Source organism: Sphingomonas mollis (assembly GCF_016427505.1).
GTDB classification, from domain to species: Bacteria; Pseudomonadota; Alphaproteobacteria; order Sphingomonadales; family Sphingomonadaceae; genus Sphingomonas; species Sphingomonas mollis.
Window position 1 is genome coordinate 332017 of record NZ_JAELXS010000005.1, and the last position, 11636, is coordinate 343652.

7 protein-coding genes are annotated in these 11636 nt (G+C 64.5%); 5 read left to right on the forward strand and 2 right to left on the reverse strand.

The features are described 5' to 3' along the window. Positions 1-69 precede the first annotated feature (69 nt). Both JAO74_RS11265 and JAO74_RS11270 read left to right on the forward strand, forming a co-directional pair. Positions 70-1638, forward strand: coding sequence for a tryptophan halogenase family protein (locus JAO74_RS11265; protein ID WP_199037903.1), 1569 nt, complete (start codon positions 70-72; stop codon positions 1636-1638). Then, positions 1635-2345 carry a SapC family protein gene (locus tag JAO74_RS11270; RefSeq protein ID WP_199037905.1) on the forward strand — a complete coding sequence of 237 codons (711 nt, stop codon included), beginning with the start codon at positions 1635-1637 and terminating at the stop codon, positions 2343-2345. The genes JAO74_RS11265 and JAO74_RS11270 overlap by 4 nt, the downstream gene beginning before the upstream one ends. An 18-nt stretch (positions 2346-2363) precedes the next feature. On the opposite strand, the gene JAO74_RS11275 is transcribed toward JAO74_RS11270, so the two are convergent. Both JAO74_RS11275 and JAO74_RS11280 read right to left on the reverse strand, forming a co-directional pair. Next, complete coding sequence (locus JAO74_RS11275) at positions 2364-3104, reverse strand: FadR/GntR family transcriptional regulator (protein WP_233150896.1); 741 nt, start codon at positions 3102-3104, stop codon at positions 2364-2366. Positions 3105-3213: 109 nt separating this feature from the next. Further along, entirely contained in the window at positions 3214-4569 is a 1356-nt protein-coding gene (locus JAO74_RS11280; RefSeq protein WP_199037909.1) for a glycoside hydrolase family 27 protein, read from the reverse strand. Between the two features lie 334 nt (positions 4570-4903). Between JAO74_RS11280 and JAO74_RS11285 the strand changes: the two genes are divergently transcribed. The 3 genes from JAO74_RS11285 to JAO74_RS11295 all read left to right on the forward strand — a co-directional run bounded on the left by JAO74_RS11285 (position 4904) and on the right by JAO74_RS11295 (position 11536). Next, positions 4904-7786 (forward strand): TonB-dependent receptor, encoded by a 2883-nt coding sequence (locus JAO74_RS11285; protein ID WP_199037911.1) that lies wholly within the window; start codon positions 4904-4906, stop codon positions 7784-7786. Positions 7787-7940: 154 nt separating this feature from the next. Beyond that, a complete protein-coding gene (locus tag JAO74_RS19155) occupies positions 7941-9596 on the forward strand; it encodes a sensor histidine kinase (protein WP_332908784.1) in 1656 nt (551 codons plus the stop codon). Between the two features lie 155 nt (positions 9597-9751). Further along, the gene (locus JAO74_RS11295; protein WP_332908785.1) at positions 9752-11536 is read left to right on the forward strand and encodes a glycoside hydrolase family 9 protein; all 1785 of its coding nucleotides are present in this window, start codon (positions 9752-9754) and stop codon (positions 11534-11536) included. Positions 11537-11636 lie beyond the last annotated feature (100 nt).

Below are 11636 nucleotides of genomic sequence, written 5' to 3' on the forward strand. Positions count from 1 at the left end.
TCATTGTATGATAAATACAATCAGAAATAGCAGGGGATGCGCCCTATCGGAGCATTTTGGGAGAACGACATGTTCCCCGGAGAGGAAGCTGTGAACGGACTGGTGCAACATGTCGTCGTCGTGGGCGGAGGATCGGCCGGCTGGATCGCGGCGTGCCGGTTGGCGGCGCAGGCGAAACGGTCCGGCAGCGGCGTCCGCGTCACGCTGGTCGAATCGACCAACGTGCCGACGATCGGCGTCGGTGAGGGCACATGGCCGACGATGCGCAACACATTGGCGAAGATCGGCATCACCGAAACCGACTTCATCCGGTCATGCGACGCCGCGTTCAAACAGGGCGCCCGCTTCGTCGGCTGGACGGACGGATCGCCGGCCGATGGCTATTACCATCCGCTCAATCCGCCCGCGGGCGCGACCGAGATCGATCTGGCACCGCATTGGTTGCATCGCCCCGCGACGGAGGCGGCGGATTTCGCCAGCTGGGTCGATTTCCAGGCGACGCTGTGTGACGCCGGGCTGGCGCCCAAGACCATTCTGATGCCCGAATATGCCGGCCATGCGAATTACGCCTATCACCTCGACGCGGGCAAGTTCGCCACCCTGTTACGCGATCATGCCGTGGACAATCTGGGCGTGGAGCACGTGCTGGGCGACGTGGTGCGCCCGCACATGGCCGACAATGGCGACATCACCGACATCGAACTGGGCGATGGCCGACGACTGGCGGGCGACCTGTTCGTCGACTGCACCGGCTTTGCCGCGCTGCTGATCGGCGGCGTCTATGGCGTGCCGTTCCGACGGTGCAGCGACGTGCTGTTCGCCGACCGCGCGATGGCGATGCAGGTGCCCTATGACGGCGAGGACGACGACATCACCTGTCACACCGTCTCGACCGCGCAGGACGCCGGCTGGATCTGGGACATCGGCCTGTGGACGCGCCGCGGCGTCGGCCATGTATACAGCAGCGCGCACACCAGCGACGATGCGGCGGAGGCGGCACTCCGCCGTTATGTCGGGCCACGCGCCGACGGACTGTCCGTGCGCCGGATCGGCATCGACGCCGGCCACCGCGAGCGGTTCTGGCAGAACAACTGCGTCGCCGTCGGGCTGTCGGCGGGCTTCATCGAACCGCTGGAGGCATCGGCGCTGATGCTGATCGAGACGTCGATGGATGCCATCGCCGACCGGTTCCCGCGCACGCGATCGGCGATGGACGTGATGGCGCACCAGTTCAACGACACGTTCCGCCATCATTGGCAGCGGATCATCGAATTCCTGAAGCTCCACTACGTCCTGACCAAACGGACCGACACCGCGTTCTGGCGGGACAACACCGCCCCGTCATCGATCCCGGACGGATTGCGCGAACGGCTCGATCTCTGGCGACACCATTCGCCGGCGCCGCAGGATTTCGACCATGCGCGCGAGGTGTTCTCATGGCCGAGCTATCAATACGTCCTGCACGGCATGCAATTCGCCAGCGATTATCCGCGCGTCGATGCCGCTTCGCCCGACGCGGTGATGGCAGGCCGCTTCGTCGCGCGCAACGACCGCGCACGGGCCGATCTGCTGCACCGGGCGCCGCGCCACCGCGATCTGTTGCGCGCGGTGCGCGACCATGGCCTGCAACTGGTATGAGCCGTATCGCCCCCCTGAACATGGCCGACCATGGCGCGCTATGCTTCGATCGCAACGCGGCCGGTGCGACGCGCCAGATCGTGCAACTGGGCCTATCCGAGATCGCCTTTGCCGCCGCCGACATGCCGCTCTGTCTTGCGAAGGACGCGAACACGGGCCGGTTCGATCTGATCGCCCTGCTGGGACTGGTCGAGCCGACCAATCTCTTTTCGTTCGGCGGGCATTTCCAGGCGACCTATATACCGCGCGCCGCGCTTTTAACGGGTTTCCGGCTCGACCCGAATGGTGCCGCCGGGCTGGCCGTGGACGTCGCCGATCCGACGATCGGCACCGATGGCGAGCCCCTGTTCGCCGATGGCCGCCCCGCCCCCTTGCTGGGCCATCTGCATCAGGCGCTGGAACAGGTGATGGCCGACATCGCCGCCGCCCGGACGCTGATCGCGCGCTATGCCGCCAAACGCCTCGTCCGCCCGCTGATCCTGTCGGTGCGAAAGGCGGATGGCCGGGATCACGATATCGCCGGCCTGTACACGATCGACGAGCCGGCGATGCGCGCTCTGCCCGATGACGAGGTCGTGGCCCTGCACCGCGCCGATGCGCTGGCGCCGTCGACGATCCTGTCGGCGTCGCTCGCCCAGATCGAACGGTTACGCCAGTTGCACAATGCCCGGTTCGAGCCGGCGATTTCGTCCTGTTCGATAGGCTAGCCAGCGGATCGACGCGGGTTATCCAACCTTGCCGTCGAGCGCGGCACGGGTGTCGGCCAGGGCCAGATCGACGAGCTTGCGCATCGCCTCGGCGGCGGCCTGACGGTCGGCCGCGACGATCGCGTCGTAGACGGCGACATGCTCGGGCATCGGATCGCGCGGCAGGACGCGGTCGCGCTGTTTGAGCTGGGTGGTCCATTCGACCGCCGCGGTGATGCCGGCACTGAGCGTTATCAACGCATCGTTGCGCGATGCCGTCAGGATGGCGGCATGGAATTCGCGGTCGGCCGCCCGCCCCGCATCGTTCGACAGCGTGTGGCGCCGCATCCTGCCCAGCGCGTCCTTCAACATCCTCAGATCGTCGCGATCGCGGCGCTCCGCCGCGAAGGCCGCCGCCGCCGGTTCCACCACCGCGCGCAGTTCGAACAGACTGCGCAGCAACTGCATGTCGGGATCGCCCGCAAAGGCCCAGGCGAGCACATCGGGATCGAGCATGTTCCACCGGTGGCGCGGCAGGACGCGGGTGCCGGATTTGGGCCGGCTTTCGACCAGCCCCTTCGCGATCAGCGCCTGCACCGCCTCCCGATAGGCGCCACGCGACACGCCGAGCGATTCCGCAAAGGCGAGTTCGCCCGGCAACGCATCGCCCGACGCATAATCGCCCGCCAGGATGGCCCGCCCCAGCGTATGCGCCACCGCGCCACGTAACCGCCGCCCGGAGGACTGCGTGGGCTTCTTTTCGTCCGTGGGATCGGTCATCGCTGTTTCCGACATCATATTCCGCTGACTGGGCGCGCCATCGTACGGACCATAGCACCGCGGCATCCCCGCGCGACAGTCTTCGCCCGTGGATACCGCGATGATGCCATCACGTCAGCCGATAGAGTTCGGCACCATGCGGCGATACCGTCCGCGTAATGCGGTCGCGGGCGGTGCCGGCAGCCCGACCGGACCAGAGGTCGCGGACCGCCACCGACCCCGACTTGCCGAGATCGCGCAGGGCGATCGTCACCTCCTTGGGCTTGTCGGTGGTATTGAACAGCGCGAGGTAGCGATCCTGGCTCCCCTCCGGCCGGGCGGACCAGATGCGGGCGCCGTCCTGCACGAAATGCGGACGGTTGTCGGTGCTCGACTGATTGACCGCCAGCACGTCGCGATTGGTGAGCAGCGCCAGCGTCGGCGCATCGAGGTGGCGCAGGTCGCCGCCCATGATGAGCGGCGACCGGGCGATCGACCACAATGTCATCAGCGTGCGCTGCTCGTCGGGCGTGAACTTCGTGTCGCGCTTGCCCAGCGCCAGCCGGCCCAGCGGCAGCATGTCCGCATCGGGCCATGCGCCGGGACGGCGCCATGTGTTCCAGTTCTCCAGCCGGGTGAACTGCGCCTCCAGCATCGCCCATTCGTCCCAGAAATCATCGCTGATCCGCCACATCTGCGCATATTGGCGGACGTGATCGCCGCGGATCACCGGCGTCTCGCCGGGTGACAGGCTCAGCATCATCGGGCGACCGGTGTTGACGATCGCCTTGTGCGCACCCTCGATCTCGGGCGCATGTGCGTCATAGGGGCGGCTCATGTCGTCCATCTTGACGAAATCGACGCCCCAGTCGGCGTACAGCCTGAACACGCTGTCGTAATAGGCCTGCGCACCCGGTTTCGTCATGTCGACGCCGTACATGTCGGGGTTCCACGAACAGATGCTGGTCGTGTCGGCGACATCGGCGGCGCGGTACTTCGTGCCGAGGATGGGCAGATTCTTCTTCACCGCCAGCCGGGGGATACCGCGCATCAGGTGGATGCCGAACTTCATCCCCATCCGGTGAACGTCGGCAGCCAGCTTCGTGAAGCCGGACCCGTCGGCACTCGACGGAAAACGGTTCGGCGCGGGGATCAGCCGGCCGTATCCATCCATCGCCGGCACCGGATTGCCGTTATATTCGTAGCTCGACGCCTCCGGCTCGTACCACTGGATATCGACGGTGAAGATGTCGTAGCCGAACGGCAGCAGCTTGCTCGACATGATCGCCGCCGTCTCGCGCGCCTGAGCCTCGGTGATCGTCGTCGCGAAGCTGTTCCAGCTATTCCAGCCCATCGGTGGCCGCGGGGCCAGCACCCCGCCACCCGGCGCGCGCGCCGTGGCGATCGCCGGCAGCACCATCGATGCAGCCGCCCCGGCAAATCCGGAGGCCAATATCCCCCGGCGATCGATCTGCGGTCCGTTCATGCTTCCCCTCCCGTTTGGCGTGTCCGATACATCGGCGATGGTCGTACGCTTCGACCAACGGATGTCCGGACCTGTCGCAAAATAGTATCACTACACCGACAAAAGTCGATGACGATCCCATAAATTTTTTCGCCGATCCGGCCAATGGCCTGTTGCATCGCACCAAATCTCGCAACGTTCGACTTTATCTCAGTAGTTTGGCGATTATCGCAATGCGATATCGTCGCACATCGGATTAACAATCCACCCTCAAACTGGCAATTGACATGACAATACTCTTACCAGATGTGGGACAAACGAGGGCAACTTATAAGCTCGCGAAAGAGGAGGGGATATGAAAGCTCATCTGTTGGCAGGTGCCACCGCTCTTGCCTTTCTGGCTGCGCCAGCGACCGCGCAATCCAACGCCAATTCGGTCGCTGCGACCGGCACACCCCAGGCGGATACGCCAGCCGAGCCCCAGGGACCGTCCGAAGCCGCATCCACCGACGAGGACATCGTCGTCACCGGCATCCGCAGCAGCCTGCGGTCGTCCGTCGCCACCAAGCGCAACGCCGACAACATCGTCGATTCGATCTCCGCCGAGGATACCGGCAAGTTTCCCGACAACAACGTGGCGGAATCGTTGCAGCGTATCACCGGCGTCGCGATCGATCGCAGCGGCGGCGAGGGACAGTTCATCACCGTTCGCGGACTGGGGCCGGAGTTCAACACCGTCCTGGTCAACGGCCGCATCATGGCGACCGACAATGACGGTCGCGAATTCTCGTTCGACGTGCTGTCGTCGAACATGATCCAGCGCACCGACGTCTACAAATCGTCGCTGCCGCAATTGCAGGAAGGTGGCATCGGCGCGACCGTGAACGTCGTGACAGCCCGGCCGCTGGATGGCAAATCGGGCTTTCACCTGTCGGCGGCCGCTGGCGGAATCTATGACACATTGGCCGACAAGGTCAGTCCGGACCTGTCCGCGGTGACATCGTGGACCAACGACGACAAGACGTTCGGCGTGGTGCTGTCCGGGTCGTACACCAACCGCAAGAGCCAGAACGACAACGTCAACATCGGCGGATGGATTCTGGGGCCGCAGGGGATCATCAATGCGCCCGAGACGGCGTCGAACCTGCCCAATCAATTGGACCTGCCGGTCGCGAACAGGACGATCCTCATCAACAGCGGCGACATCCACACGCCCCGCGACCTGAACTTCAACCGGGAGGCCAACACCCGCGAACGGATCAACCTCGCGGGGGCTATCCAGTCGCAGATCAACGATAAGCTGCTGCTGACCGTCGACGGCCTCTATTCCAGGTTCAACGTGTCGCAAAAAACGCGGCGGTTCGGGCTGTTCTTCACCCCGCGCTTCATCGGCGTCCAGACCGATGCGAACGGCACGGTGACCGGCTTCAACAGGCCGGGCTCGCAGTTCCTGGCGCGCAATCCTGCGCTGACCGATTCCCGGTTGAGCGACGATCGCGTGACGCTCTCCCAGAACGACAACATCGTCTACACCTATAATCGTAATACCGAGAGCTATCAGTTCGGCACCAATCTGGCCTGGGACGCCACCGATCGCCTGAAACTGAAATTCGATGCCTCCGCCACGCAGGCGACCCGCGAACAGCCGCACCAGTTCGTCGTCGTCGGCACGTTGGCGCAGACATCGCCCCGGTTCGACCTGACGCCCGACAACGATATCCCGACCGCGTCCAATCTGGGGCCGATCACCGATCCCAACATCCTGCGCGCGCACTATGCGCTCAACCAGCTGGTCGAGGTGAAGGACAAGGGCATCGAATTTCACGCCGATGGCGACTGGAAGGCCGAATACGGTCCCCTGAAGTCGCTCGGCTTCGGTGCCGCCTATAACCAGCGGCGCAAAACGCGCGACATCGCCGACAATTCCGATTCGGTCTGCACCTATTGCGGTTACGAGGTCGGCATCCCGGCCAATCTGGTGCAGGCGTACGAACTGGACGGATATCTGTCCAAGGCGTCGGGCAGCAACCTGATCCCGCGCAATTTCTTCACGTTCAACCCGGCCGACATCTTCGCCTATATCTCGCAGCCCTCGATCCTCGCCGTTCCGCGGCAGGGGCGAACGGCGGCGGAGCAGGCGGCGGAAGCAACGCGGGTTCAGGCGCTGGACGGCGGCCCATACGGCTTGCGGAATCGCCCCGGACAGCGGCTGGATGTGCAGGAAAAGGTGCTGGCCGGCTATCTCAACGCCAATCTCGGCGGCGATCAATGGTCGGGCAATGTCGGCGTCCGCGTCGTCAACACCAAGGTCACGTCACGCGGGTTCGGGCAGCCGGTCGTCAGCATCACCGTCAATCCCGGCGACGACAATTTGAACTTCAACTTCGGTCCGGCGCAGGCAATCCGGATCGACAACGAATATACCAACGTCCTGCCATCGGCGAATTTCAAATATGAATTCACGCCAAGAATATTCCTGCGCGCGGCGGTATCGAAGACGGTGACACGCCCGACCCTGACGTCGCTGGGCACCGACAATTCCTATAGCGGCCGGATCACGAATGCCACGTCGGGGGGCGGCAACCCGCTGCTGAAGCCGTTCAAGTCGACGAACTACGACCTGTCGCTCGAATACTACCTGACCGATATCAGCTATCTCAGCCTGGCTGGCTTCATGAAGGATTTCTCCGACTTTTCCGAAAGCCAGACGTTGCCGGTGCAGTTCGCCGGGCGCCAGTTCCTCGATACCCGCACGCGCAACGGCCAGTCGGGCCGGATCGCGGGCGTCGAGATCGGCGGTCAATACACGCTCGACCGGCTCCCCGGTGTCCTCTCCGGCTTCGGCGTGGCGGGCAACTACACCTATGTCACCAGTTCGGTCGAACGGGGCGCGGGCGCGTCGGCGCTCGATTGCGGCTATAACGGCCTCTCGCCGCATTCGGCGAACGGCAGCGTCTTTTACGAAAAGTTCGGCATTCAGGCACGCGGTTCGTACAACTGGCGCTCGTCGTTCCAGCGCGCCTGTTTCGGTGCCGCATCCCGCCCCGAGAACCGCGAGGCCTATGGCCAGTTCGACGCCAGCATCGCGTACGACATCGACGAGCGGTTTCAGGTTTACGTGCAGGGCGTGAACATCACCAATCAGTATGTCCGTGATTACTCACTGCGCGAGGAACGCCTGCTGCTGCTGCAGAATACCGGCGCACGGTATCTCTTCGGGGCCCGCGCTCGCTTCTGACCCTCCACCTCCCTCGCCTTCAGGCGGGGGAGGTATTTTTTCGAGGCGGCGGTCGAACTGCCCCACCAGTCGCATTCGCGACGATCGCCCACAACGATATGGTCGAACGGGCGCGAACAGGTTTACGTGGAGGCGACAACCACGATCGACGATGGTGAAGAGACAGACAATCGCCACAGGGGCAGCCCGTCACTTCTGGATAACGGCGGCGCTGATATGCGTCGTCGCACAGATTGCCGTGACCATCGGCTGGCCCGATCAGTCCGTCAGCATGCGGGCGGGGACGGCGGCGCTGGTCGCCCTCTGCGCCGCTCGAACGATCCACCTGACATCCCGATCGGCCGTCGACCGGCACCGATGGCGGTGGCATCTGGTAACGGCCGCGTTCATCATCTGGGCGATCAGCTGGACGACGGCGGCGATGATGGCACCATCCGACGCCGCGATGCCATTCCTCAGTCTGATCGGACTGTTTCGACAGGTCCTGTTCCTGATCGCGTTGCTACCGACCTCCGGCGAGGATCAGGGCTGGCGATTGCGAAGCCTGGATGTCGCGCAGGTCGTGCTGCTGGGCGTGTTGCTGGCGATCCTTTCCTGGCCGGGCACGGCGTTGCTGCATATCAGGCAGACCGATTCACGCTTCCTCTATGTCGGGCATGTCGCGCTCGCCGTGGTCGCCATCGCCAGTTACCTGCGGCAATCGGGTGAGATACGGCGGCTGATCGGGCCTTTGGCGATCCTGCATTCGGTCTATGCCGTGACCAGCATCTTCGCCGCGGTCGCCGTTGCGAAATGGGGCTTCGCCGACAATTCCGCCAAATGGGTGTTCGGCGACATGGCCTTCGTCGCCTATTTATGGGCGACGTCCAAGAAGCGATGCGAGACGTCGTCGCGGTGGCGGGTTCTCATTCTCAGGGTCCCCCGCGATCTTCCCCCGTTACTGCTGGCCGCCGTCATCCTGATGCTGTCGGTCGAACTTGGCCGCCGCTCGCTACCCTGGGGCATGGGCGTCGGCATCATCGGCCTCATCATCTACGTCACCCGGACGACGATCCTCAATGACCGCTATCTGACGCTGCGCGATCAACTGATCGCGACCGAGGAAGCTCGCGGCCGGGCGCTGATCGATATCGTCCACGAAATCCGCTCGCCGCTGGGCAGTGTCGCGCTGAACGCGGCGTTGCTCACGAAGGGGGATGCGATCCCGCAACCCCAGCGCCGCTGGGTCGAGCAGATCGAAATCAATACGACGCAGGTGACGACGTTGTTGAACGATGTTCTGGAGCTTGAGCGGCTGGACGCCGGATTGATCGACCTCGATATCCAGCCCTGCGGTCCGGAAGCCGTCATTGCGGCGGCATTGGCGGTCGTATCGGCACAGGCGATCGAATTCGACATCACCCTCACCGTCGTCCCCTGCTCCACGACAGCGCCGATGATGGCGGACCCCTGCAAACTGAGCCGGGTTCTCATCAACCTGATCGGCAACGCCATCCGCTTCACGCCGGCTGGCGGACGCGTCACCATTTCCACCGACGAACGGTCGACGAAATATCTCGCCATCACCGTTGAGGATACCGGCATCGGCATCCCGCCCGAGGCACAGGGGCTGCTCTTCAAACGGTTCGGCTATTGCGCGACCCCGGTGAACGGCCGCCGTGGGTCCGGCCTCGGCTTATCGATTTCCGCGGGAATAATCAGGGCCATGGGTGGCACACTGTCGCTCGAAAGCATCGCTACGGTCGGAACGAAGGCTGAAATCGTCATGCCGGTACATGCCGCCGCAGCCACCAGTGGTGCTTATAGGTAGACGTCGCCAACACCATGCCTGCATGATGGCGCAGGACGCACCGGCGGCGGGTGCGGCGATCTTACCGTGTCGCGATCACGGCCGACCGGCGGACTATATGCCTATCAAACGTGGACAGAACTGACATGACACTGGTTTCGCTTTTGCTGGCCCAGGTGGCAGAACCATCTGCCAGTGCCATCCGGGTCAACCAGACCGGCTACGAAGTTACGGGTCCGAAATCCGCGATCGTCGCCGACCAGGGACCGGCGCCGTCGCGATGGCACCTGCTCGACCGGTCCGGAAACGTGGTTGACCATGGCGTCACGACCCCGTTCGGTCCGGAGGCATCTTCGGACGAGACGGTTCAGCGTATCGACTTCGGTCGCTACCGCCTCACCGGGATGGGCTATCGATTGATGGTCGGCAACGCGCGCAGTCAGCCCTTCGAGATTACGGAGCGGCCGTTCCGACGGCTCGCGACCGACGCCATGGGCTTTTTCTACCAGCAAAGCAGCGGCGTGCCGATCCTGGCGCAGCATGTGCAACGGCCCGATCTCGCGCGCGCGGCCGGCCACCGCCACGAAGTGGTCACGTGCTTCGACGGTAAAGACCAGCGCGGCGTGCGCTGGCCCGGCTGCAGTTACCGGCTCGATGTCACTGGCGGTTGGTACGACGCGGGCGACCACGGCAAATACGTCGTCAATGGCGGCATCTCGGCATGGACGCTGCTCGACCTGCAGCAGCGGTTGACGGCGCTGGGGGATGGCGCCGCATTCGCCGACGGGCGACTACCGATCGCCGAAAACGCCAACGGCATCGACGACCTGCTCGACGAGGCGCGCGTCGAGGTCGAGTTCCTGCTGGCGATGCAGATACCGGCGGAACGGCGACTGATGGTTGCGATGCGAACCGATACCGGCGGCCCCGCTGGTGACTTCCGCACCATCGATGCGGGAGGGCTGGCGCATACCAAAGTGGCCGACGAGGCATGGACCGGCCTCCCGATGGCACCCGCCGACGATCCGATGCGCCGGTTCCTGTATCCACCATCGACCGCCGCGACACTGAACATGGTGGCGGTGGCGGCGCAGGCGGCCCGGATCTGGCGCACCCTCGACCCTGCCTTCGCCGCGCGCGCACTGGCTGCGGCCAAGGCCGGCTGGGCGGCCGCGCAACGGCACCCGGCGCTGCTTGCGAGTTCGGACTTCACCGGCAGCGGTGGTTATGGTGACAAGTCCGTCGACGATGAGCGGTTCTGGGCGGCGGCAGAGATGCTCGCGACCACCGGTGACGCGGCATTCCTGACCACCATCCAGGGCTCGCGGTTCCTCGATCGCGGTGGCATCGATCTAAGCTGGGGCAATACCGATCTTGCCGGCTTGTTGACGCTGGCCACGGTGCCCAACAAGCTGTCGGCCGAAACGATCGTGGCCGTCCGCGCGCGGATCGTGACGCTGGCCGATACCATTCTCGCCGAGCGCACCCGCAACGGCTATCGCCTGCCCCTGGCGGGGGCAGTCTATGGCTGGGCTTCGAATTCGACGATGCTGAACCGGGCGATCCTGCTGGGCGTCGCGTGGCAGATCACGCGTGCACCGAAATATCGCGAGGCGGTGGTCGATGTCGCCGATTACCTGCTCGGCCGCAACGCGCTCGACCGATCCTTCGTCAACGGCTTCGGTGTGCGATCGATGCATCGGCCACATCATCGGTTCTGGGCAAAGGCGGCAGACGCGCGCTATCCCGCGCCTCCGCCGGGTGTGCTGTCCGGTGGTCCCAACTCGACCGCGATGAGCGATCAGATCGCGGCAACGATGAAAGGTCATTGCGTCGGCCAGACATGCTGGCGCGACGACTCCCGCGCGTTCACGATGAACGAGGTCGCGATCAACTGGAATGCGCCGCTGGTGTGGGTCGCCGCGTTCCTCGATGCTACCCGCGACCGAGCGCCCGCATGAGGTAGGCGCGGACCTGCTCATTGCGCGGTGGCGATGGCGGTGACAGCATGCCGCGAGCGGTGACGGGCAGATGGTCTCCTGCCGCCTGCGCGTCGTTGCT

What these genes read in the sequence shown, in the direction of transcription:
- JAO74_RS11265 (WP_199037903.1), top strand. Translation starts at nt 70, where the DNA reads ATGTTCCCCGGAGAGGAAGCTGTGAACGGACTGGTGCAACATGTCGTC.
- JAO74_RS11270 (WP_199037905.1), top strand. Translation starts at nt 1,635, where the DNA reads ATGAGCCGTATCGCCCCCCTGAACATGGCCGACCATGGCGCGCTATGC.
- JAO74_RS11275 (WP_233150896.1), bottom strand. Translation starts at nt 3,104, where the DNA reads ATGACCGATCCCACGGACGAAAAGAAGCCCACGCAGTCCTCCGGGCGG.
- JAO74_RS11280 (WP_199037909.1), bottom strand. Translation starts at nt 4,569, where the DNA reads ATGAACGGACCGCAGATCGATCGCCGGGGGATATTGGCCTCCGGATTT.
- JAO74_RS11285 (WP_199037911.1), top strand. Translation starts at nt 4,904, where the DNA reads ATGAAAGCTCATCTGTTGGCAGGTGCCACCGCTCTTGCCTTTCTGGCT.